General features: G+C 70.8%; 20 protein-coding genes and 1 pseudogene. 4 read left to right on the top strand and 17 right to left on the bottom strand.

The window, feature by feature from the left end:
* Nucleotides 1-92: 92 nt before the first annotated feature.
* The 6 genes from ACGFMM_RS20310 to ACGFMM_RS20285 form a co-directional block, all read right to left on the bottom strand.
* Nucleotides 93-1,046, bottom strand: coding sequence for a helix-turn-helix transcriptional regulator (locus ACGFMM_RS20310; protein ID WP_393647750.1), 954 nt, complete (start codon nt 1,044-1,046; stop codon nt 93-95).
* Nucleotides 1,047-1,063: 17 nt separating this feature from the next.
* On the bottom strand, nt 1,064-2,020 hold the full coding sequence (locus tag ACGFMM_RS20305; protein ID WP_393647749.1) for a helix-turn-helix transcriptional regulator: 957 nt from the start codon (nt 2,018-2,020) through the stop codon (nt 1,064-1,066).
* Between the two features lie 124 nt (nt 2,021-2,144).
* A complete protein-coding gene (locus tag ACGFMM_RS20300) occupies nt 2,145-2,516 on the bottom strand; it encodes an FKBP-type peptidyl-prolyl cis-trans isomerase (RefSeq protein ID WP_393647748.1) in 372 nt (123 codons plus the stop codon).
* 45 nt (nt 2,517-2,561) lie between these two features.
* Nucleotides 2,562-3,500, bottom strand: coding sequence for an FKBP-type peptidyl-prolyl cis-trans isomerase (locus ACGFMM_RS20295; protein ID WP_393647747.1), 939 nt, complete (start codon nt 3,498-3,500; stop codon nt 2,562-2,564).
* 129 nt (nt 3,501-3,629) lie between these two features.
* Nucleotides 3,630-4,991 carry a Pup--protein ligase gene (pafA, locus tag ACGFMM_RS20290; protein ID WP_393647746.1) on the bottom strand — a complete coding sequence of 454 codons (1,362 nt, stop codon included), beginning with the start codon at nt 4,989-4,991 and terminating at the stop codon, nt 3,630-3,632.
* Between the two features lie 9 nt (nt 4,992-5,000).
* Complete coding sequence (locus tag ACGFMM_RS20285; protein WP_393647745.1) at nt 5,001-6,317, bottom strand: MFS transporter; 1,317 nt, start codon at nt 6,315-6,317, stop codon at nt 5,001-5,003.
* Nucleotides 6,318-6,443: 126 nt separating this feature from the next.
* Between ACGFMM_RS20285 and ACGFMM_RS20280 the strand changes: the two genes are divergently transcribed.
* The gene (locus ACGFMM_RS20280) at nt 6,444-7,460 is read left to right on the top strand and encodes a LacI family DNA-binding transcriptional regulator (protein ID WP_393647744.1); all 1,017 of its coding nucleotides are present in this window, start codon (nt 6,444-6,446) and stop codon (nt 7,458-7,460) included.
* A gap of 65 nt (nt 7,461-7,525) precedes the next feature.
* On the opposite strand, the gene prcA is transcribed toward ACGFMM_RS20280, so the two are convergent.
* The 6 genes and pseudogenes from prcA to arc all read right to left on the bottom strand — a co-directional run bounded on the left by prcA (nt 7,526) and on the right by arc (nt 13,195).
* Nucleotides 7,526-8,290 carry a proteasome subunit alpha gene (gene prcA / locus ACGFMM_RS20275; RefSeq protein ID WP_393647743.1) on the bottom strand — a complete coding sequence of 255 codons (765 nt, stop codon included), beginning with the start codon at nt 8,288-8,290 and terminating at the stop codon, nt 7,526-7,528.
* Between the two features lie 35 nt (nt 8,291-8,325).
* Nucleotides 8,326-9,165 carry a proteasome subunit beta gene (gene prcB / locus ACGFMM_RS20270; protein WP_393647742.1) on the bottom strand — a complete coding sequence of 280 codons (840 nt, stop codon included), beginning with the start codon at nt 9,163-9,165 and terminating at the stop codon, nt 8,326-8,328.
* Nucleotides 9,117-9,326, bottom strand: a pseudogene (locus ACGFMM_RS20265) (endonuclease domain-containing protein); the annotation flags it as partial. The gene prcB and the pseudogene ACGFMM_RS20265, both read right to left, overlap by 49 nt.
* A gap of 62 nt (nt 9,327-9,388) precedes the next feature.
* Complete coding sequence (locus ACGFMM_RS20260) at nt 9,389-9,601, bottom strand: ubiquitin-like protein Pup (RefSeq protein WP_393647741.1); 213 nt, start codon at nt 9,599-9,601, stop codon at nt 9,389-9,391.
* 148 nt (nt 9,602-9,749) lie between these two features.
* Nucleotides 9,750-11,261, bottom strand: a complete 1,512-nt coding sequence (gene dop, locus ACGFMM_RS20255) for a depupylase/deamidase Dop (RefSeq protein WP_393647740.1) — start codon at nt 11,259-11,261, stop codon at nt 9,750-9,752.
* A gap of 167 nt (nt 11,262-11,428) precedes the next feature.
* A complete protein-coding gene (gene arc, locus ACGFMM_RS20250) occupies nt 11,429-13,195 on the bottom strand; it encodes a proteasome ATPase (protein WP_393647739.1) in 1,767 nt (588 codons plus the stop codon).
* Nucleotides 13,196-13,449: 254 nt separating this feature from the next.
* Here arc and ACGFMM_RS20245 point away from each other — a divergent pair, with 254 nt between their 5' ends.
* The gene (locus tag ACGFMM_RS20245) at nt 13,450-13,761 is read left to right on the top strand and encodes a ferredoxin (protein ID WP_393647738.1); all 312 of its coding nucleotides are present in this window, start codon (nt 13,450-13,452) and stop codon (nt 13,759-13,761) included.
* A gap of 30 nt (nt 13,762-13,791) precedes the next feature.
* Here ACGFMM_RS20245 and ACGFMM_RS20240 read toward each other — a convergent pair whose 3' ends face one another.
* The 3 genes from ACGFMM_RS20240 to ACGFMM_RS20230 all read right to left on the bottom strand — a co-directional run bounded on the left by ACGFMM_RS20240 (nt 13,792) and on the right by ACGFMM_RS20230 (nt 16,888).
* Nucleotides 13,792-14,376 (bottom strand): hypothetical protein, encoded by a 585-nt coding sequence (locus tag ACGFMM_RS20240; RefSeq protein WP_393647737.1) that lies wholly within the window; start codon nt 14,374-14,376, stop codon nt 13,792-13,794.
* A gap of 358 nt (nt 14,377-14,734) precedes the next feature.
* Entirely contained in the window at nt 14,735-15,622 is an 888-nt protein-coding gene (locus tag ACGFMM_RS20235; protein ID WP_393647736.1) for a tRNA (adenine-N1)-methyltransferase, read from the bottom strand.
* Nucleotides 15,623-15,640: 18 nt separating this feature from the next.
* The gene (locus tag ACGFMM_RS20230; RefSeq protein ID WP_393647735.1) at nt 15,641-16,888 is read right to left on the bottom strand and encodes a site-2 protease family protein; all 1,248 of its coding nucleotides are present in this window, start codon (nt 16,886-16,888) and stop codon (nt 15,641-15,643) included.
* A gap of 124 nt (nt 16,889-17,012) precedes the next feature.
* On the opposite strand from ACGFMM_RS20230, the gene ACGFMM_RS20225 reads away from it, so the two are divergent.
* Together ACGFMM_RS20225 and ACGFMM_RS20220 are read left to right on the top strand one after the other, a co-directional pair.
* The gene (locus ACGFMM_RS20225) at nt 17,013-17,924 is read left to right on the top strand and encodes a RecB family exonuclease (RefSeq protein WP_393647734.1); all 912 of its coding nucleotides are present in this window, start codon (nt 17,013-17,015) and stop codon (nt 17,922-17,924) included.
* Between the two features lie 10 nt (nt 17,925-17,934).
* On the top strand, nt 17,935-18,606 hold the full coding sequence (locus ACGFMM_RS20220) for a response regulator (protein ID WP_393647733.1): 672 nt from the start codon (nt 17,935-17,937) through the stop codon (nt 18,604-18,606).
* A gap of 87 nt (nt 18,607-18,693) precedes the next feature.
* On the opposite strand, the gene ACGFMM_RS20215 is transcribed toward ACGFMM_RS20220, so the two are convergent.
* Entirely contained in the window at nt 18,694-20,280 is a 1,587-nt protein-coding gene (locus ACGFMM_RS20215; RefSeq protein ID WP_393647732.1) for an ABC transporter substrate-binding protein, read from the bottom strand.
* A gap of 68 nt (nt 20,281-20,348) precedes the next feature.
* Nucleotides 20,349-21,950, bottom strand: a complete 1,602-nt coding sequence (locus tag ACGFMM_RS20210) for an ABC transporter substrate-binding protein (RefSeq protein ID WP_393647731.1) — start codon at nt 21,948-21,950, stop codon at nt 20,349-20,351.
* Nucleotides 21,951-22,146: the final 196 nt, after the last annotated feature.

Genomic DNA, 22,146 nt, shown 5'->3' with positions numbered 1-22,146 from the left:
ACGCCGTCGGGTGCCACGGCTTTGTCATGAGCCGCAACCGGTACGTCATGTACAGCGTCCGCGGCGCCCCGGACGTCACCCGCACCACTGCGTCAGACCGTTTCGTACGCCGCCAGGGCCTCGGCGGCGGCGCGCCGGGCGCTGTCCGCCAGGTCCTGCGGGGCGACGATCCGCCCGTCGCTGCCGAGCCGCAGGGCGAGCCGGCGCAGTGAGGCGGGCGCGGGGGTGCGCAGCGTGATCCGCAGGCCCCCGTCGGGCAGGTCCTCGGCCCGGTCGTGCGGGTAGTACTCGGCGACCCAGCGGCCGCCGGGCCCGACCTCGACCACGACCTCGGGGTCCTCGGCGGAGGGCTGGACGAGCCCCTCGGACAGGTCCCGCAGCTCGATCTCCGGCGGCGCGGAGGCCTCGTCCAGGATCCGGATCTCGGCGACCCGGTCCAGGCGGAAGGTGCGGCGCGCCTCGGAGAGGTGGCACCACGCCTCCATGTACGTGTGCCCGACGGCGAACAGCCGGATCGGGTCGACCTCTCGCTCGGTGAGCTCGTCACGGGCGGGCGAGTAGTACCGCACCCAGAGCCGCCGCCGCTCGGAGACGGCCCGGTCCACCTCGGCGAACACACCGCCCTCGGACTCGAAGGTCACCGAGAGCCGGGAGCTGGCCCCGGCGGCCTCGCCGGCCGCGGCCTCCAGCTTCGCGGTGGCGCGCAGCAGCGCCTCCCGGTCGCCCTCGCGCAGCCCCGGCAGGGTGGCGACGGCGCGGGCGGCAACGAGCAGCGCGGTCGCCTCGTCGGCGGCCAGCCGCAGCGGCGCCGCGACGTCGTCCGGGTTGTGCCACCAGATCCGGTCGCCGTCGGTGTCGATGTCCAGCAGGTCGCCGCCGCGGAAGCTGGTGCCGCACATGGGCAGCACGTCCAGGTCGGAGATCAGCTCGTCCTCGGTGATCCCGAAGGCGCGGGCGACGTCCGCGACATGGGCGCCGGGGCGCTCACGGAGGTAGGTGACGAGGGAGAGCATCCGCCTCGTCTGGTCGATGGCGTTGGCAGCCATGGTCGTTCCTCTCCCCCTCAGCCCTTGGCCACGGCGCGCAGCCGGTCCACCACGTCGGCCCGCAGGTCCTCGGGCTCCAGGACGACGACGTCGGGCCCGAACTCGACGAGCCAGGCGTCCAGGCCGTGCCCGTACGGGATCTCCAGCTCGTCCCAGCCCTCGCCGGCCTCGCGCACCTCGGTGGCGCGGGCGCGCAGCGGGTAACCGCTGCCGGAGCGCAGCCGGATGCGGGCGGAGCGGGTAGCGGTCTCGCCGGCCCAGCTCTCGACGGTCTCGCGGACGGTGACGACGTCGGGCACGGGCGCGGTGAACGCACCGGCGCGGGAACGGACCTTCCCGGTGATCCGGGAGAGCCGGAACACGCGCTCGGCCTGGCGGTCGCGGTCCCAGCCCGCGAGGTACCAGTGGCCGCGCCAGCACTCCAGGGTCCAGGGCTCGACCTGGCGGGGCTCGGGACGGGCCGCGGTGGCCTTGCGGTACTCGAAGGTGACCGGTCGGCGGTCGCGGCAGGCCAGCATGAGCGGCTCGAACGCGGCCTCGTGCACGGGGATGCGCGGTTCGAGAGCACTGTGCTGACTGTCGTACGCGTCCTCCGCCTCGGGCATGCCGGCCGCGCGGAGCTTCTGGAGCGCGCCGCTGGCGGCGCCGGCCAGCCGGGCCTGCTGCCACACCTTGGCGGCGAGACCGAGGGCGGCGGCCTCCTCGGCGTCGAGTGTGATCGGAGGGAGGCGGTTGGAGTCGCGGCGGGCCAGGTAGCCGGTCTCGCCGTCGAGGTTCTCGACGGTCTCGATGACCAGGCCGAGCTCGCGCAGATCGTCCTTGTCGCGCTCGAACATCCGGTTGAAGGAATCGTCCGAGCCGGCTTCCATGTAGGCCTCGATGGAGCCACGCAGCTCCCGCTTGCTCAGCGGGCGGCGGGTGCCCAGCAGACACAGCGCCAGATTCATCAGCCGCTCGGCCTTGGCAATGGCCATCGACGCCTTGCACCTCTTCTGCCGGATTGACTTCTCGCGTCCGACCGTACCGCCCCGGGGTGTCCGGACAAAAGCCGAGGGCCCCCGCCGTGGAGGCGGGGGCCCTCGAGGTGATCAGGTGTGATCAGACCGCGACGAGATCGCAGACGAAGATCAGCGTCTCGCCCGGGGCGATCTTGTCGCCGGCGCCGCGGTCGCCGTAGGCGAGGTGCGCGGGGATGATCAGCTGGCGGCGGCCGCCGACCCTCATGCCCTGCACGCCCTGGTCCCAGCCCGCGATGACCTGGCCGACACCCAGCTGGAACTGCAGCGGAGTGCCACGGTTCCAGGACGCGTCGAACTCCTCACCGGTGGAGAAGGCCACGCCCACGTAGTGGACCTTGACGCGGTCGCCCGCCTTGGCCTCCGCGCCGTCGCCGACCCAGATGTCCTTGATCTCCAGGTCCTTCGGCGGCTCGCCGCCCGGGAAGTCGACCTCGGGCTTCTCGATGCTCACTGCAGTGTGCTCCTCAAACTGATGAACTGCGCAACCGGGACAGTCTTACACCTTCGCGAGGATGTCCACGGCGAAGACCAGGGTCGAGTTCTTCGGGATGCCCTGCTTCTCCTCCGCGCCGAAGGCCATGTTCGGCGGCGCGACGATCAGGACGCGGCTGCCGATCTTCTTGCCGACCATGCCGTCCTTGAGGCCCTTGAGGGTCAGCTGCGGCAGCGGGAAGTTCGCCGTCTTGCCCATGTCGTACGTGGAGTCGAACTTCTTGCCGTCCTTCCACAGGAGGGCGACGTAGTTCACCACGACGGTGTCGGAGTCCTTGACGGCCTCGCCCTTGCCCTCGATCACGTAGTTCGAGACCAGCTTGGTGGGCGGGTCCACCTTGGGGACGGTGACCGAGGGCTCCTTGCCGTCGGTGTTGACGCCGACCTTGGGCAGGTCCTTGTTGTCCTGCGCGACCTCGGTGCCGGAGGCGGACTTCGGGACGGTGGTCGCCTTCAGGATGTCGACGACGAAGACCAGCGTGGCGTTCGGCTTGATGTCGCCCTGGCCCTGCGCGCCGTAGCCGAGGTTCGGCGGGATGCCGATCTCGACGCGGCTGCCGACCTTCTGGCCCTCCAGGCCCTGGTCCCAGCCCTTGATGACCTGGCCGGCGCCGAGCGTCAGATCGAACGGCTGGCCGCGGTCGAAGCTGTTGTCGAAGGGCTTGTCCGAGTCCCAGGACTGGCCCAGGTAATTGACCTGGATCGCGTCGCCCTTCTTGGTGACCGGGCCCTTGCCCTCACTGATCACATTGACCTTGAGGTCCTTCGGCGGGTCACCCTCCCCCTTGGCGAGGGTCGGCTTCTCACCGAACTTGGCGCCCGCGGTGATCGCGGGCAGCCCGTTGGTCATCGAGGCGTTATCGGAGCCCTTGTCCTCGCTGCCGCAGGCCGCGGTCGAAAGCAGCAGCAGCGGGACGACGAGCAGACCGGCAAGTCGGCGCACGTTTTCCTCAGATCTCAGACGGCACAGTAGTTGCCCGACACTCTAGGGGGTGTCCCTGTGCCGCCGGGGGCGTGCCGAGGGCCCCGCACGCAACCGTACGGGGCCCGGACCGCCTGCCCAAGCGCGCTCCTACATTCCGGCGATCAGCTTTTCCACCCGATCGTCGACGGAGCGGAACGGGTCCTTGCACAGGACCGTGCGCTGCGCCTGGTCGTTGAGCTTGAGGTGCACCCAGTCCACCGTGAAGTCGCGCCGCTGCTCCTGGGCGCGGCGGATGAAGTCGCCGCGGAGGCGGGCGCGGGTGGTCTGCGGGGGCACCGTCTTGCCCTCGAAGATCTTCACGTCGTTGCAGATCCGGGCCGCCTGCCCCTTGCGCTCCAGGAGGTAGTACAGGCCGCGGCGGCGGTGGATGTCGTGGTACGCGAGGTCTATCTGGGCGACCCGCGGGTGCGACATGGTCATGTTGTTCTTGGCGCGGTACCGCTCGATGAGCTTGTACTTCATCACCCAGTCGATCTCGGTGCCGATGCGGTCGAGGTCCTCCGCCTCGATGGCGTCGAGGGTGCGGCCCCACAGCTCCAGGACCTGGGCGACGGTGCCGGTGCGGATGCCCCGGCGGTCGACGAAGTCGGCGGCCTTCTCGTAGTACTCGCGCTGGACCTCCAGGGCGGAGGCCTCGCGTCCGCTGGCGAGCCGGACCTTGCGCTGGCCGGTGATGTCGTGGCTGACCTCGCGGATCGCCCGGATCGGGTTCTCCAGGGTCAGGTCGCGCATCACCGTGCCGGCCTCGATCATGCGCAGCACGAGATCGGTCGCGCCGACCTTGAGCAGCATCGTCGTCTCGGACATGTTCGAGTCGCCGACGATGACGTGCAGCCGGCGGTAGCGCTCGGCGTCCGCGTGCGGCTCGTCACGGGTGTTGATGATGGGCCGCGACCGGGTGGTCGCGGAGCTGACGCCCTCCCAGATGTGCTCGGCGCGCTGGGAGACGCAGTACACGGCCCCGCGCGGGGTCTGCAGCACCTTGCCGGCGCCGCAGATCAGCTGACGGGTCACCAGGAACGGAATGAGGATGTCCGCGAGCCGGGAGAACTCCCCGTGCCGGGCGACGAGATAGTTCTCGTGGCAGCCGTAGGAGTTTCCCGCCGAATCGGTGTTGTTCTTGAAGAGATAGACGTCGCCCGCGATTCCCTCCTCGTGCAGGCGGCGTTCCGCGTCGACGAGCAGACCTTCGAGAATGCGCTCGCCGGCCTTGTCGTGGGTGACCAGTTCGGTCACGTTGTCGCATTCGGGCGTTGCGTATTCCGGATGCGAACCCACGTCCAGGTACAGGCGGGCGCCGTTCCGCAGGAAGACATTGCTGCTGCGGCCCCATGACACGACACGGCGGAAGAGGTAGCGCGCCACTTCGTCAGGAGACAGTCGGCGCTGTCCCCTGAACGTGCACGTGACGCCGTACTCGTTCTCCAGCCCGAAAATGCGGCGGTCCATGAGTGAACATTACGCCTGATGGCCTGAGCTGAAACCGGGTTCGACGGCCGCGTTCCGATCGTTTTCCGCTGACGGCGGGAAGTCGGCCGTTTTCACGGCGTGTCCGTCGTGCCCGGCGTGTCGTACGGAGCGTCCGGGCGCCGTGAGCACCCGGCCGGTGGCGACGAGCACGAGGAGGGCGGCGAAGCCCGCCGCGACGGCCACGCCGTAGCCGGCGCCGGTGCCGTTCAGCTCGACGGCGGGGCCTGCGGCCGCGGTGCCCAGGGCGGCGCCGACGCCGAAGGTGGTGACCAGCCAGGAGAACGCCTCGGTGACGGTGCCGCGCGGGGCGTGCCGGTCCACGACGATGAAGCCGCAGGCGAGGGCGGGGGCCAGGAAGACGCCCGCGAGGGCCGACAGGGCCGTCATCGCGACCACGCCGGGGGTCAGGAGCAGCGGCGCGTAGCCGAGCGCGAGCAGGCCGACGATCACGCGCAGCCGCCGCTCGGGCGCGCCGGCCCACCGCCGGGCCCCGTACAGCACGCCGCCGACGAGCGCGCCGAGCCCGAGGGCCGCGATGAGCCAGCCGTACACCGACTCGTCGCCGTGGTCGTCGGCGTACGAGACGGCGGCGACCGTGATGGAGCCCAGGGCGATGCCGACGAACAGGAACGAGCCGAGCAGCGCCAGCAGGCCGGGCGAGCGCAGCGCGCCCAGCCAGTGGGCCTCGCGGGGTGCGGAGCGCCAGGCGCGGGACGGCTCGGAGAGGACCACGGAGAGCGCGCCGAGGACGCCGAGGGCGTTGATGACCAGCAGGGCGGCGGCCGGCGAGTGCAGTGCCACCAGGAGGGTCACCAGGAGCGGGCCGACGGTGAACATGACCTCCTGGGCGACCGCGTCCAGGGCGTAGGCCCGGTGCACCCGGTCCTCGCTGCCGAGGACGCCGGGCCACAGGGCGCGCAGCCCGCCCTCCAGGGGCGGGGTGAACAGTCCGGCGACGACCACGGCGGCGTAGGCGAGGGCGAGCGGGTCGATGCCGGCGACGGCGAGGAGCACCATGCCGAGGGCCGAGACGACGGCGGCCGGGAGCTGGACGCGGGGCTGGCCCTTGAGGTCGACCAGCCGGCCGAGCAGGGGCTGGCCGACGGCGTTGGCCAGGCCGTACGCGGCGGCGAGCCCTCCGGCGAGGCTGTACGAGCCGCCCTCGGAGCGGGCGAAGAGCACGATCGCGACGGGTCCGGTGCCGTTGGGCAGCCGTCCGACGAGGGTGCCCGCGAGCAGCCGGGCGGCGTGGGGCGCCCGGAGGATGTCGAGATAGCCGCCGCTCGGGCCGGCCTCGCTGGCCATTCCTGCCTCCTGATCCCGGGCGTTCCCCCCGAGGTTGTACGTATAACGTCGTGGGTCATACGTACCATGTCCCCCGTACGCGGGTCCACCCCGCGGCCCCGGACCGGCGCCCAGCGGAGGCAGTGAGTGCAGACCACGGAACCCGGCGGAGCGCGGCCCACCAGCCGCGACGTCGCACGCGCCGCAGGGGTCTCCCAGGCCACCGTTTCCCTCGTCCTCGGCGACAAATGGCGCGGCCGGGTCTCCGAGCGCACCGCCGGACTCGTCCGCGAGGCCGCCCGCGAGCTCGGCTACCGGCCCAACCTCGCCGCCCGCAACCTGCGCCTCGGCCACACCAGGACCGCGCTGCTCGTCGTCCCCGCGCTCACCAACGAGTTCTTCGCCCGCGTCTACACCGGCGCGGCGACCGTCGCCGCCCGCCACGGCTTCGGCGTCGTGCTGTACCCCTCCCCCGAGGGCGTCGGACCCGCCAAGGACCCCTTCGCCTCCGCCCGCGCCGCCCTGGACGGCGTCATCGCCTCCTCCATGGCCGCGGACGCGCTCACCGCCTTCCGCGGCACCGACCTGCCCCTGGTCATGCTGGACAGCGACCCCGCCGACACCGGCGCCGCCGCCCAGGTCAACCTCGACATCGTCGACGGCATGCGGCAGGTGACGGACCATCTGCTCGGCCTGGGCCACCGGAGGTTCGTGCACCTCGCGTCCGCGGTGCCGTCCTGGACCTTCGACGTACGCGCCGCCGCGCTCGCCGAGGCGCTGCGGGGCACGGAGGTGCGTACGGTGCACGCCCCGCTCGACGTCGCGGGCGCCCGCGCCGCCGCCGAACAGGCCCTCAGCGGCCCCGGCCCCCGAGCCACCGCCGTCATCTGCGACGACGACATCCTCGCCGCCGGTGCCTGCAAGGCGGTACGACGCCTGGGCCTGCGGGTCCCGGAGGACGTCTCCGTCACCGGCTTCGACGACCTGGCGCTCGCCACGGCGGTGGAACCCGAGCTCACCACCGTCCGGCTGCCCGCCGAGCGGATCGGCGAACAGGGCATGGCGGCGCTCCTCGCCGTCCTGGCCGGCGAGGAACCGGAACCCGGCGACCTTCCGGTCACGCTCGTCACACGGGCCTCCTCGGGCCCGCCGCCGGCCGCCTGAGACATGCGAACGGGCCCCGTTCCACCGCCGAAGCGGAAGAACGGGGCCCGAGAGCCGTGAGCGGGCTACTCCTCGGAGCCGCCCTCCGGCAGCTCGTCCGACGGATCGTCCGTCTTCGCCGTCGCCGCGTCGTCCGCCTCGAGCAGACGCGACAGCTGACGCCCCACGATCCGCTTGAACTTGCGCTGCTGCGGGCGCGTGCGGTCCAGCACCGCCACCTCCAGCCGCTCCGCGGGAATCTCCCGCTCGCTGCCGTTGGTGTCCCGGGACAGGGCCTGCACCGCCAGCTTCAGCGCCTCGGCGAGCGACATCCCGTCACGGTGCCGCTGGTCCAGGAAGCTGCTGATCTGCTCCGCGTTGCCGCCGACCGCGACCGAGCCGTGCTCGTCCACGATCGAGCCGTCGTGCGGCAGCCGGTAGATCTGGTCGCCCTCGGGGACCTCGCCCACCTCGGCGACGACCAGCTCCACCTCGTACGGCTTCTCGCCGGCGCTGGAGAAGATGGTGCCCAGCGTCTGCGCGTAGACGTTGGCCAGACCACGGGCCGTCACGTCGTCGCGGTCGTAGGTGTATCCGCGCAGATCGGCGTAACGGACGCCGCCGATGCGCAGGTTCTCGTACTCGTTGTACTTGCCGGCGGCGGCGAAGCCGATCCGGTCGTAGATCTCGCTGAACTTGTGCAGCGCGCGGGACGGATTCTCGCCGACGAAGACGATGCCGTCGGCGTACTGGAGGACGACCAGGCTGCGGCCGCGGGCGATGCCCTTGCGGGCGTACTCCGCCCGGTCGGCCATGGCCTGCTGGGGAGAGACATAGAACGGCGTGGACACCGGCTACCCGTCCCTTTCTGTCGGTGGCGAGAGAGTCAGAGCAGCGCGGCGCGCGGGCCGTCGGGCTGCTCGAGGCGGCGCTCCAGGATCGAACGGGCGATGTCCGAGGACTCGGCGTCGGTGAGCCGGCGGAAGCCGTCCTCGGTGATGACGGTGACGATCGGGTAGATCCTGCGGGCCACGTCCGGGCCGCCGGTCGCCGAGTCGTCGTCCGCCGCGTCGTACAGCGCCTGCACGACCAGCGTGGTCGCCTGCTGCTCCGTCAGGTCGTCGCGGTACAGCTTCTTCATGGCGCCCCGGGCGAACAGGGAGCCGGAACCGGTGGCCGCGTAGCCGTGCTCCTCGGAGCGGCCGCCGGTGACGTCGTACGAGAAGATCCGGCCGCGCTCGCGGTCCAGGTCGAAGCCCGCGAACAGCGGCACCACGGCGAGGCCCTGCATGGCCATGCCGAGGTTGCCGCGGATCATCGTGGAGAGCCGGTTGGCCTTGCCCTCCAGGGAGAGCTGCGCGCCTTCGACCTTCTCGAAGTGCTCCAGCTCCAGCTGGAAGAGCTTGACCATCTCCACGGCGAGGCCGGCGGTGCCGGCGATGCCGACGGCCGAGTACTCGTCCGCCGGGAAGACCTTCTCGATGTCGCGCTGCGCGATCATGTTGCCCATCGTGGCCCGCCGGTCACCGGCGAGCACCACGCCGCCGGGGAAGGTGGTCGCGACGATGGTCGTGCCGTGCGGCGCCTCGACGATCCCGTCGGGCAGCTTCCGGTTGCCCGGCAGCAGATCCGGCGAGTGCGCGGACAGGAAGTCCATGAACGAGGACGAGCCCGGCGTCAGGAAGGCAGCGGGTAGACGCCCGGTGCTACGAGTGTTGGCTTCCACGCGTGTCCCTCCAGGTATGCGGCGGCCCGACGAAGCGTGTCGGGATCGACTCCCAACGCGCCGACGGCCGATTTGCAGTTGAAGCACAGTACGCCACGGACCCTACCCGTCCCGTGACGAAGATCCACATGCGCGGCGGGTGCAGCTGCGCACGGCCTGCAGGGACGCTGCAGGCCGTGCAACAAGCCCCCCGAGCGATCTCACCTGCGGTTGTCAGGTGAAATCACTCGCCGCCCTTCTGCACGAAGGACCGCACGAAGTCCTCGGCGTTCTCCTCGAGTACGTCGTCGATCTCGTCCAGAACCGAGTCGACGTCGTCGCTCAGCTTCTCCTGGCGTTCCTTGAGGTCGGAGCTCGCCTCCGCGGTGGTCTCCTCGACCTCCTCGGTGGTCCGCTGCGCCTTCTGCTGTCCGCCGCCGGTGTCCTTGGTCGCCATGTCCCTCACCCCGCTCGAATCGGCCCGCTCGGTTGAGTCTGTCGAGTTCAGACCCTACAAGCCTGCGCTGACATCGGCCCCGCGGTCGCTTGGACGTCCGCGGGGGCTGCTTTCATGATTCCCGCCCCGGAGGGCTTTCAGGCGTGTCTCAGCCGCCCGACAACACGCGGACCAGTTCTTCCGCGGTACGGCAGCGGTCGAGCAGTTCCTTGACGTGGTTCCGGGTACCCCGGAGGGGTTCCAGGGTCGGGACCCGCTGGAGCGAGTCCCGCCCGGGCAGGTCGAAGATCACCGAGTCCCAGGACGCCGCGGCCACGTCGTCCGCGTACTGCTCCAGGCAGCGGCCCCGGAAGTACGCCCTGGTGTCCTCGGGAGGGTTCGTCTCGGCCCGTTCGACCGCGTCCTCGGTCAGCAGCCGCTTCATACGCCCGCGGGCCACCAGACGGTTGTACAGGCCCTTCTCGGGGCGCACGTCCGCGTACTGGAGGTCGACGAGGTGCAGCCGGGCGGCGTCCCAGTCGAGGCCGTCACGGCGCCGGTAGCCCTCCATGAGCTCGCGCTTGGCGATCCAGTCCAGCTCGCCGGCCAGGCTCATCGGGTCGTGCTCGAGCCGGTTGAGCGTGTCCTCCCAGCGGACCAGGACGTCCTTGGTCTGTTCGTCGGCGTCGGCCCCGTAGCGCTCCTCGACGTACTTCCTGGCCAGCTCGAAGTACTCCATCTGGAGCTGGACCGCGGTGAGTGTGCGGCCGCTGCGCAGCGTGATCAGGTGCTGGAGGCCGGGGTCGTGGGAGACCTGGTGGAGGGTGCGGACCGGCTGGTCCACGGCCAGGTCGACGTTGATGAAGGAGTCCTCGATCATGGAGAGGACCAGCGCGGTGGTGCCGAGCTTGAGGTAGGTGGAGATCTCCGAGAGGTTCGCGTCGCCGATGATCACGTGCAGGCGGCGGTACTTCTCGGCGTCGGCGTGAGGTTCGTCCCTGGTGTTGATGATGGGGCGCTTGAGGGTGGTCTCCAGACCGACCTCGACCTCGAAGTAGTCCGCGCGCTGGCTGATCTGGAAGCCGTGCTCCCGGCCGTCCTGGCCGATGCCGACGCGGCCGGCGCCGGTGACGACCTGGCGGGAGACGAAGAACGGCGTCAGGTGGCGCACGATGTCCGAGAACGCGGTCTCCCGCTTCATCAGGTAGTTCTCGTGCGTGCCGTACGAGGCGCCCTTGTTGTCGGTGTTGTTCTTGTACAGGTGGATCGGCTGCGCGCCGGGCAGCTGAGCGGCCCGCTCGGCGGCCTCCGCCATGATCCGCTCGCCGGCCTTGTCCCAGAGGACGGCGTCGCGCGGGTTGGTGACCTCGGGGGCGCTGTACTCGGGGTGGGCGTGGTCCACGTAGAGCCGGGCGCCGTTGGTGAGGATCACGTTCGCCAGGCCGATGTCCTCGTCGGTGAGCTGGCTGGAGTCGGCGGCCTCGCGGGCGAGGTCGAAGCCGCGGGCGTCCCGCAGCGGGTTCTCCTCCTCGAAGTCCCAGCGGGCGCGGCGCGCCCGGTGCATCGCCGCCGCGTAGGCGTTGACGATCTGGGACGAGGTGAGCATGGCATTGGCGTTCGGATGGCCCGGGACGGAGATCCCGTACTCCGTCTCGATGCCCATTACTCGCCGTACGGTCATGCGGCCCTCCTTGCCCGGCGGCGCTCCCCTCCGGGAGCGGCGCAACAAGTACCGACGAGCCTAGAGCGACTCCGCGCCGGTGGGGAGATCGTTTCGAGGATTTGCTGGGGTGGAATGCGACGGCTGCGGATGTCCGGGTTTCCGGACATCCGCAGCCGGCCGGCGTTCTAGAGGTACTGACCGGTATTGGCCACCGTGTCGATGGAGCGTCCGGTGTCCGCGCCCTGCTTTCCGGTGACAAGGGTGCGGATGAAGACGATCCGCTCGCCCTTCTTTCCGGAGATCCGGGCCCAGTCGTCGGGGTTGGTGGTGTTCGGCAGGTCCTCGTTCTCCTTGAACTCGTCCACGCACGCCTGGAGGAGATGGGAGACCCGGAGGCCCTTCTGGTTGTGGTCGAGGAAGGCCTTGATGGCCATCTTCTTGGCCCGGTCGACGATGTTCTGGATCATCGCTCCGGAGTTGAAGTCCTTGAAGTAGAGGACTTCCTTGTCGCCGTTGGCGTACGTCACCTCGAGGAAGCGGTTCTCCTCGCTCTCGGCGTACATCTTCTCGACGACCGACTGGATCATTCCGATCGCGGCGGCGTCCTTCGAGCCGCCGTGCTCGGCGACGTCGTCGGAGTGCAGCGGCAGGGAGGCGGTGAGGTACTTGGCGAAGATGTCCCGGGCCGCCTCGGCGTCCGGACGCTCGATCTTGATCTTGACGTCGAGCCGGCCGGGCCGCAGGATCGCGGGGTCGATCATGTCCTCGCGGTTGGAGGCGCCGATGACGATGACGTTCTCGAGCCCCTCGACGCCGTCGATCTCGGCGAGCAGCTGCGGGACGATGGTGTTCTCCACGTCCGAGCTGACGCCGGAGCCGCGGGTGCGGAACAGCGATTCCATCTCGTCGAAGAAGACGATGACCGGAGTGCCCTCGCTCGCCTTCTCGCGGGCCCGCTGGAAGACCAGGCGGATGTGCCGCTCGGTCTCGCCGACGTACTTGTTGAGCAGCTCGGGGCCCTTGATGTTCAGGAAGTAGGACTTGCCGGCCGGCTGGCCGGTGACCTCGGCGACCTTCTTGGCAAGGGAGTTGGCGACGGCCTTCGCGATCAGCGTCTTGCCGCAGCCGGGGGGCCCGTAGAGCAGGATGCCCTTGGGCGGCCGGAGCTCGTGCTCCTTGAAGAGGTCGGGGTAGAGGTACGGGAGCTCGACGGCGTCCCGGATCAGCTCGATCTGGTCGCCGAGGCCGCCGATCTTGCCGTAATCGACGTCCGGGACCTCTTCGAGGACGAGTTCCTCGACCTCGCTCTTGGGCACGACCTCGTAGACGTATCCGGAGCGGGGCTCCAGGAGCAGGGCGTCGCCGGGGCGGATGGTGACGTCCAGCAGCGGCTCGGCGAGCCTGACCACCCGCTCCTCGTCGGTGTGCCCGAGCACCAGGGCGCGCTCGCCGTCCTCGAGGACTTCCTTGAGGGTGACGATGTCGCCGGTGCGCTCGAATTCCATGGCGTCGACCACGTTGAGCGCCTCGTTGAGCATGACTTCCTGGCCGCGCCGGAGCTCTTCGAGCGCGACGCTGGGGCTGACGTTCACCCGGAGCTTGCGGCCCCCGGTGAAGATGTCGCAGGTGTCGTCCTCGTTGGCCTGCAGGAAGACACCGAAGCCGGCCGGCGGCTGGGCGAGCCGGTCGACCTCCTCCTTGAGGGCCACGATCTGGTCGCGGGCCTCACGGAGCGTATTGGCGAGCCGCTCGTTCTGAGCGGACACGCCGGCCAGGTTGGTCTGCAGCTCGACGATCCGCTCCTCGAGAATCCTCGTGTGTCGCGGAGAGTCGGCGAGCTTGCGGCGCAGGACGGCGATTTCCTGCTCGAGATAGGCAACCTGGCCGGCGGGGTCCTCAGACCCCCGCCCCGGCCGGATGCCGCGGTTGATGTCGTCGTCGTGGGCTGCCACGGTCCTCACCTCCTCCAAGGGGAGCTGGACGCTTCCTGACCCTACCTGCGTGGGTGGGGATTGAAACCCCTAGATCACAAACACTCTCGGGGTGTGTCCGATCTTCACCCTTGCGCTTCCCCTCACGCCAGGGGAATACCCCTAGCCAAACATCGGAAAGCGCGCGGTTGTATCGTCGGCGGTGGTCAACACCCGTCAGGGGCGGCCCGACTTACTTCGGAATCGATCAGCAGACGCAGGAAACGGCAGGGGAAATGACCGTGCAGCACGAGGTCTCGTCCACGGGCGCCGAAGAGGCGCTGGAAGTCTGGATCGATCAGGACCTGTGCACGGGCGACGGGATCTGCGCACAATACGCGCCCGAGGTCTTCGAGCTGGACATCGACGGGCTCGCGTATGTGAAGAGCGCGGACGACGAACTGCTCCAGGACGCGGGCGCGACGACCCCGGTGCCGCTGCCGCTGCTGCAGGACGTGGTGGACTCCGCCAAGGAGTGCCCGGGCGACTGCATCCACGTCCGGCGGGTGGCGGACGGCGTCGAGGTGTACGGCCCCGACGCCGACTGAGCCGCCGCGCGCGCCACTGCGTGTGACAAGTCAGGCGCTCTGCGCCGCCGAGCCGGCCTTGCTGCGCACGAACGCACCGCCGTGCCAGCGCCATTCGGCGCTCTCACGCACATCGGGGCAGCAGCGGGGCACGTCCGGCGACGAGTAGCCGAGCAGGGTGGCCGTGACCACGCCGTCGCGGACCGCGAGCTGCTCCACGTTCTGCTTGCTCGTGGGCTCGACCAGGGTGGCGACGACCCGTGCGGCACCGTCCTTGCCCCGGGTCAGTACGTAGACCCCGCTCGGCGGGGTGCCCGATCCGGCGTCGCAGTGCGCCACGGCCACGGTCTCCGGGCCGCCGTCCCCGTCGAGGTCGCCGGTCGCCTGCCGGGCGACGACGCTCGACGCTCCCCCGCACTCCAGGGGGTACGCGGCGCCCGCCGCTTTGGGGGCCGGTCTCGGAGCCGTCCGGGGCGACCCGGCGACCTTGGCGCCGGCCGCCGTGGTGGCGGTGGCCGCGTCGGGCTGGAGGAGTCCGGCGCCGGCGACGACGGCGGCCATGGCGGCCGCGGTGGCGAGCCAGTGCACCGGGCGGGGGTGGGTGTGCGCGAGGTCCGGGAGGGCGGCAGGCTGCACGCGGGGCGTCTCCTGTGAGGGGTGGTGCGGTGGGAGTGGCCAGCATCGTGCCATACGTCACAGGAGGGCGGAACAGGCGGGGTGCGCCGGGCTCGGCAGGACCCCGGGAAGAGCGCGAACGCGGCGGCGGGGGGGGGGGGGGGGGGGGGGGGGGCGGGGGCCGGGGGGGGGGGGGGGCCGCGCGCCGGGGGGGGGGGGGGGGGGGGGGGGGGGGGGCGCGGGGCGCGCCAGCCCCCGGGGACGCCCGCCACGGGGGGGCCGCCGTGTTCGTGTCCTCGCCACGGGGGGGGTACCCCGCCAGCGGCGCCGTCACGTTGTCGTGGTGGAAGGTACCTGCCGGAGGAGACCGGCCGGGGGGTCAGCCCTTGTTCGGGCCCTCGTAGTCCTCGCCGTAGGCGCCCTTGGCGGGACGGCGGCGGCGCATCGGGGGCTCGACGCCGTCGGCGAGGCGACGGGCGGTGACCAGGAAGCCGGTGTGGCCGATCATCCGGTGGTCCGGGCGGACGGCCAGGCCTTCGACGTGCCAGTTGCGGATCATGGACTCCCAGGGCTGCGGCTCGGCGTAGCAGCCGAACTCGCGGATGGACTCCACGGTGCGCGCAAGCTGCGTGGTGGTGGCCACGTAGCAGCACAGGATGCCGCCGGGGACGAGCGCCTTGGAGACGGCCTCCAGGCACTCCCAGGGGGCGAGCATGTCGAGGATGACGCGGTCGACGTCGGTGTCCGTCAGGTTGTCCTGGAGGTCGCCGACGGTGAGCTGCCAGGCGGGGTGGGGGCCACCGAAGTAGCGCTCCACGTTCCCCTTGGCGATCTCCGCGAAGTCCTCACGGCGCTCGTAGGAGTGCAGCATGCCGCTGTCGCCGATGGCGCGGAGCAGGAAGCTGCTGAGCGAGCCCGAGCCCACGCCGGCTTCGACGACGCGTGCGCCGGGGAAGATGTCGGCGAAGGCGAGGATCTGTCCCGCGTCCTTCGGGTAGACCACGGCGGCGCCGCGGGGCATGGACAGGACGTAGTCGGGGAGCAGGGGGCGCAGCGCCAGGTAGGCGACGTTTCCCGTGGTACGGACGACACTGCCCTCAGGAGCGCCGATCAGCTCGTCGTGGGGGAAGGAACCCTTGTGGGTGTGGAAATTCTTCCCGGCCTCGAGAGTGAACGTGTAGTGGCGTCCCTTGGGGTCGGTGAGCTGGACCTGGTCCCCGACCTTGAAGGGCCCGCGACGGCGGGCGGCACCGGTCGGTTCGGACATGTGACCAGAGTACCGGGGTCAGGAGGACGGTCTTGCCATGGCCCGGACGAAGGCCCGCTCGACGTCGGCGGTGGAGAGCACTCCGTAGATCTCGCCGCTGTCCTCGACGACGAGGTACTCGGTGGCGGGGCTGGCCCGCAGGTGGTCGAGGAGGCCCTGTCCGGCGAGCTCGGCGGGGACGCGCATGCCGTCGGTGAGTTCCTGCGCGAGACCGCTGACGGCGACCCAGGGGCGGCGGTGCTGGGGGACGCCGGCGATGGCGGCCTCGCGGACCAGGCCCGTCGGGTTGCCGCCGCCGTCGACGACGACCAGGGCGCGGGCGCCGGCCTCGTTGGCGCGGCGCAGCGCCTCGGACAGGGGGGTGGCGGGCGGGACGGGGATGGCGCGGCGGGTGAGCGTGCGGGCGCGCAGCTCGGGGAGGTGCTCGCGGAGCCGGGCCATGCGCAGGCTGTTGCCGGCGCCGGTCCAGATGATGGCGGCGAGGATGGCGGCGAGCAGGGCGTCGGTGACGGTGTCGACGCCGCTGATCTCGTCGGGGTCGTTGCCGAGGAGGCCGGTGCGGGTGAGCAGCGGGAGGCCGACGAGGACGGTGACGGCGAGCGCGCGGCCGACCCAGGCGGCGGCGACGGTGCCGCTCATGGGCTTGCCGGTGAGCTTCCAGATGACGGCGCGGAGCATCCGGCCGCCGTCCAGGGGCAGGCCGGGCAACAGGTTGAACACGGCCACGATGAGGTTGGAGATCATCAGGCCGGCGAGCAGGACGCCGGGGACGGTGCCGGGACGGACGGCGTCCATGGCGACGTAGAAGACTCCGGCGAGGACCAGCGAGAGCAGCGGGCCGACGAAGGCGAGGACGAATTCGCGGCCGGGGGTCTCGGCCTCCTTCTCGATCTCGGAGACGCCGCCGAAGAACTGGAGCTGGATGCGGCGGACCGGGAGCCCGAAGCGGAGGGCGGCGACCGTGTGGGCGAGTTCGTGGACGAGGACGGAGGCGTAGAAGGCGACGGCGAAGAACAGCGAGACCAGGTAGCGGGCGGCGCCGAGCTCGGGCAGCACGCGGTCGATCTGGTTGCCGAAGACCCAGGTGATCAGGGCGGCGACGAGGAACCAGCTGGGGGCGACGTACACGGGCACGCCGAAGGGGCGGCCCATGAGGATGCCGCCTCCGGGTTCGTCGGTGCGCTGCGGCTTGCCGTCGCCGTGTTCCGGTCCCGTCGGGCCGGACTGCGGCCGGTCGTTCTTGCCGCTGGCGTCGTCCTGGTTCACGGGTTCCCTTCGCTGCCTGTGCGCCGTCCCACGTCGTCGCGGCACGCTTCGATCATGCAGCGTGACGGGGTGTGTAGTCGATGGTATTCCGCCGGTGTCAGTGGCGGGCCGTAGGGTCTGGGGCATGAGTAGCAGCGAGCAGCCGGCGGCGCAGCCCCGTACGCCGTCGACGCCGTCGTCGTTGTCGCCGTCCCGGGCGAGCGATTTCATGCAGTGCCCCCTGCTCTACCGGTTCCGGGTGATCGACCGGCTGCCGGAGAAGCCGAGCGAGGCGGCGACGCGGGGCACGCTGGTGCACGCTGTGCTTGAGCGGCTCTTCGACGCACCGGCGGTGGAGCGGACGGCGCCGCGGGCGAAGTCGCTGGTCCCGGGGCAGTGGGACCGGCTGCTGACCTCGCGGCCGGAGCTGGCCGAGCTGTTCGAGGGGGACGCGGACGGGGAGCGGCTGGCGCGCTGGCTGGGCGAGGCGGAGCAGCTGGTCGAGCGGTGGTTCACGCTGGAGGACCCGACGCGCCTGGAGCCGGTGGAGCGCGAGCTGTTCGTGGAGACGGAGCTGGAGTCCGGGCTGCGGCTGCGCGGGGTGATCGACCGGGTGGACGTGGCGCCGACGGGCGAGGTGCGGATCGTCGACTACAAGACGGGCAAGGCGCCACGGCCGGAGTACAGCGAGGCCGCGCTGTTCCAGATGAAGTTCTACGCGCTGGTGGTGTGGCGGCTGAAGCAGGTGGTGCCGCGGCGGCTGCAGCTGGTGTACCTGGGCAGCGGCGAGGTACTGACGTACGACCCGGTGGAGGCGGATCTGCTGCGGGTGGAGCGGAAGCTGCACGCGCTGTGGGAGGCGATCGTGCTGGCCACCCGGACGGGTGACTGGCGGCCGCGGCAGACGAAGCTGTGCGGGTGGTGCGACCACCGGGCGCACTGCCCGGAGTTCGGGGGCACTCCCCCGGTGTATCCGCTGGAGATCGTCTCCGCGCGCCCGCCGGAGGCCGGGACGGACGAGCAGGGCAGAATGGAGCCGGTTCAGCCCGCCCCGTAAAGGAGTTCCCGTGGCCATCCGCGTCCTTCTGGTCGACGACCAGCCGCTGCTGCGCACCGGTTTCCGGATGATTCTGGAGGCGGAGGCGGATCTCGCGGTCGTCGGCGAGGCCGGGGACGGTCTGCAGGCGCTGGAGCAGGTCCGGGCGCTGCAGCCGGACGTGGTGCTGATGGACATCCGGATGCCGCGGATGGACGGCGTGGAGGCGACCCGGCAGATCACCGGCCCGGGCCGCGACGGCCCGGCGAAGGTGCTGGTGCTGACCACCTTCGACCTGGACGAGTACGTGGTGGAGGCGCTGCGCGCCGGGGCGAGCGGGTTCCTGCTGAAGGACGCGCCGGCGAACGAGTTGGTGCAGGCGATCCGGGTGGTGGCGGCCGGCGAGGCGATGCTCGCGCCGAGCATCACGCGGCGGCTGCTCGACAAGTACGCGGGGCATCTGCCGTCGGGCGACGAGCAGGTTCCGGACACCCTGAACACGCTGACCGAGCGTGAGGTCGAGGTGCTGAAGCTGGTGGCGCGGGGTCTGTCGAACGCGGAGATCGCGGCGGATCTGTTCGTCAGCGAGACGACGGTCAAGACGCATGTGGGCCATGTGCTGACGAAGCTGGGCCTCCGCGACCGGGTCCAGGCGGCGGTGTACGCGTACGAGAGCGGTCTGGTCCGGCCGGGCGCGCAGTAGGCGCCTACGGCATACGGGGACGGGCCCGGCGCGCATCGACTGCGCGCCGGGCCCGTCCGTGTGTCTCGACCGTGTGGGGCGTCCTGGTCAGGACTTCTTGAGCTCCCAGAAGCGGAAGACGGTGGAGGCGTCGAGGGTCCACTCCAGGCCGGTGACGTTCGGGGTGGCCACGGCGTACTGCTTGCCCTGCCACAGCGGCAGGATCGGCAGTTCCTCGGCGACCAGGTCCTGGAGCTCGCCGAAGTCGGCGGTGGTGGTGGAGCGGTCGGCGGAGGAGGAGGTCTTCGGGATGAGCGAGCCGGTGATCCGCTTGTTCGCGTAGCCGTTGCCGAGGACGTTGCCCTCGCCGAAGAACGGGCCGGTGAAGTTGTCGGGGTCCGGGTAGTCCGGCACCCAGCCCTTCACGTAGACGCCGTACTTGCCGGCCTCGATGTCCTTCTCGTACTGCTCGAACTCGACCGACTGGACGTCGGCCTCGAACAGCCCGCTGTCGTTGAGCTGCTTGGCGATGGCCTCGAGCTCCTGGTCGGTGGCCGGGCCGTAGCGGCTGGGCGTGGACCAGAGGGTGAGCTCGACCTTGTCCTTGATGCCGGCGGAGCGCAGCGCGGCCTTGGCCTTGGCCGGGTCGGGGCGGCCGCCGTAGGCGTCGAAGAAGGCGGTGTTGTGGCCGGCGATGCCCGCCGGGACGATCGAGTACAGCGGCGTGGCGGTCGACTTGTAGACGTTCTCGACGAGCGCCTCGCGGTCGACCAGGTGGGCGATGGCCTTGCGGACGCCGAGCTTGCCGACGACCGGGTCCTTGACGTTGAACACCAGGTGCTGGACCTCGGCGCTGCTGCCCTCGACGACCTCGACGCCCTGGTTGGCGCTGGTCGCGGCGGTCTCGAGGGCGGCGACGTCGCCGGCGGCGAGCCCTCGGTAGGCGACGTCGATGTCGCCCTTGGTGAGCGCCTCCGACAGGGCCTTGCGGTCGCCGCCGTACAGCTTGAGGGTGACGCCCTTGTTCTGGGTCTTGGCGGTGCCCTTGTAGTCGCCGTTGACGGAGAAGACGGCCTCGCTCTCGCTGAACTTGTCGAGCTTGTACGGGCCGGAGCCGACGGCCTTGCCGTCGGTGCGCAGCGCGTCGGCGGCGTACTCGCGGTGGTCGACGATCGAGCCGGCGCCGGAGGCGATCTTGCTGGGGAAGGTGGCGTCCGGGACCTTGAGGCGGAAGACGACGGTCTTCTCGTCGGGGGTCTCGATGGTGTCGATGGTGGCGAGCAGCGGGCCGGGGCCGGACGGGTCGTCGATCTTCAGCGCGCGCTCGAAGGAGAACTTGACGTCCTTCGAGGTCAGCGGGTTGCCGTTGCTGAACTTCAGACCGTCGCGCAGGGTGCAGCGGTAGACCTTGCTGCCGCCTTCGAAGCCGCACTGCTCGGCGGCCTCGGGCTCGGGCTCCGTGCCGCCCTTGGGGAAGGCGAGCAGGGACTGGAAGACGTTGTTGAACAGCAGCCAGGAGCCGGGGTCGTAGCCGGCGGCGGGGTCGGTGGCCATGACCTCGTCCGACATGCCGACGCGTACGGCGTCGCCGGAGCCGCCCGCGCCGCCGCCCGTCTCCGTGCCACAGCCGCTGAGCAGAGCGGTGGCGAGGCCGGCCGCCAGCGGGGCGGTCAGCCACTTGTTGTGTGCCTTCACAGAACCTTGCCTCGTGATCTCTTGCCGGCCGGCCGCGCGCTGGTCGCGCGGCCGGGTAACGCAGGGGGTCAGGCGGTGCCGCGACCGAGCTCCCAGAGCTGCAGGTCGGAGGAGGCGTTCAGCGCCCATTCGACGCCGGTCACGTCGTCGCGGGCGGCGACGTACTGCTTGCCCTGCCACAGCGGAAGGACGGGCACGTCACCGGCGACGATCTCCTGCATCTGCTCGAACGCGGGGGCCGCGGCGTTGCGGTCGGCCTCGCGGCGCGACTGCGGGATCAGCTGGTCGCGGACGACCTTGCTGACGTAGGGGGTGTTGAGGAAGTTGTCCGCGTCGAGGAACGGGGCGACGTAGTTGTCCGGGTCCGGGAAGTCGGGGAACCAGCCCAGGCCGTAGACGGGGTAGTCGCCGCGCTTCTGTGCGGGGCGGAACTCGGACCACTTGGTGCCCTGGACGGTGACGTCGAAGAGGCCGGTGGCGTTGAGCTGGGACCGCAGGGCGGCGAACTCCTTGGCGGTGCTGTCGCCGTAGCGGTCGGTGGTGTAGTGCAGGGTCAGCTTCACCGGGGTGGTGATGCCGGCGTCGCGCAGCAGGCCGGCGGCCTTGGCCTTGCTGGGCTCGCCGTACTTGTCGAAGAACGAGTTGGTGTGCGCGGGGATGCTCGACGGGATCAGCGAGTAGAGCGGCTGCGCGGTGGAGCCGTACACCTCGCCGGCGATGCGGCCGCGGTCGACGACGGCGGCGATGGCCTGGCGGACAGCCTTGTTCCTGACGGCCGGGTCGGTGGTGTTGAAGGCGAGGTAGCGGATCTCGAGCCCGGGGACCTCGATGAGTTCGATGCCCGGCTTGGGCTCCTCGCCGAGTTCCTTGATCTGCTGCGGGTCGAGGGCGCGGGTGGCCAGGTCGATCCGGTCGGCCTCCAGGGCCTCGCCCATGGCCTCGGCGGTCTCGAAGGAGCGCAGTTCGACCTTGTCGTTGCGGAGCTTGACGTCGCCCTTGTAGCGCGGGTTCTTGATGAAGACGGCCTTGACCATCCGGTCGTCCTGGCGCTCGGCCTGGAGGGTGTACGGGCCGGAGCCGTCGACGTCGAAGCCCTCGCGGAGCTTCTTGCCGTCGTACTTGTCCTTGCTGACGATGCCGGCGACAGGGGTGGAGAGCTTGTACGGGAAGGTGGCGTCGGGGGTCTTCAGATGGAAGACGACCGCCTTCTCGCCCTGCGGCTCGACCTTGTCGATGTTGGCGAGCAGGGCGGCGGTGCCGTTGTCGGACTTGACGGCGAGGACGCGCTCGATGGAGAACTTGACGTCCTCGGAGGTGACCGGCGTGCCGTCGGCGAAGGAGAGCCCCTCGCGCAGGGTGCAGCGGTAGCTCTGGCTGGCCTTGTCGGTGAAGCCGCAGCCGGAGGCCGCGTCGCCGACCGGGCGGCCGCCGCCGCGCGGGACGTGCATCAGGGTCTGCAGGGTCTGGCGGAGGACGTTCCAGGTGCCGGTGTCGTACGCGTACGCGGGGTCGAGGGGCGCGGGGGCGTCCTCGGTGGCGGCGAACTGGTCCGTGGTGCCGACGACGATGTGCTGGTCGCCGCCTCCGGCGCCGACGGTGCTGCCGCAGCCGGCGAGTAGGGGGGCGAGTACTCCGGCGACGGCCGGCAGCACGAGGGTCTTGCGGTTCACGGAAAACGTTCTCCTCATCCGGCACGGGATGCAGCGGTACGGAACACTCCGCCGCTGCCGCCCGGTCGGGGCGGAGCGATCGGGCCGGATACAGCGATCGTTCCTCTGGGCGCGGCGACTTGGGTTTGCGCCGGCGCACACGGTGGGTGCGGCGAAGTACGACCGAAAGATTAGTGCGCGGTGGGGCGGGGGCCTG

Source organism: Streptomyces sp. NPDC048604, from assembly GCF_043199435.1.
GTDB lineage: Bacteria > Actinomycetota > Actinomycetes > Streptomycetales > Streptomycetaceae > Streptomyces.
This window is presented reverse-complemented; position numbering and strand designations above follow the sequence as displayed.